The 312-nt window shown below is 55.8% G+C and carries 1 tRNA gene and 2 rRNA genes; all 3 read left to right on the plus strand.

Features of this window, described 5'->3' with window-relative positions:
- Window positions 1-87 (plus strand): 5S ribosomal RNA (rrf, locus tag ACH1XZ_RS23245); the annotation flags it as partial.
- A 14-nt stretch (window positions 88-101) separates the two neighbouring features.
- Window positions 102-177: transfer RNA gene (locus tag ACH1XZ_RS23250), tRNA-Thr, on the plus strand.
- Between the two features lie 39 nt (window positions 178-216).
- Window positions 217-312 (plus strand): 5S ribosomal RNA (rrf, locus tag ACH1XZ_RS23255); the annotation flags it as partial.

Consider the following 312-nt stretch of genomic DNA (forward strand, 5'->3'; position numbering starts at 1 on the left):
TGACCCCATGCCGAACTCAGAAGTGAAACGCCGTAGCGCCGATGGTAGTGTGGGGTCTCCCCATGCGAGAGTAGGGAACTGCCAGGCATCAAATTTAGTGTGCTGATATGGCTCAGTTGGTAGAGCGCACCCTTGGTAAGGGTGAGGTCCCCAGTTCGACTCTGGGTATCAGCACCAGTTTTTCGGGTTAAAGTTTGGCACTTAGTAAAGAATTTGTCTGGCGGCTGTAGCGCGGTGGTCCCACCTGACCCCATGCCGAACTCAGAAGTGAAACGCCGTAGCGCCGATGGTAGTGTGGGGTCTCCCCATGCG

Source organism: Kluyvera chengduensis, from assembly GCF_044197065.1.
GTDB lineage: Bacteria > Pseudomonadota > Gammaproteobacteria > Enterobacterales > Enterobacteriaceae > Kluyvera > Kluyvera ascorbata_C.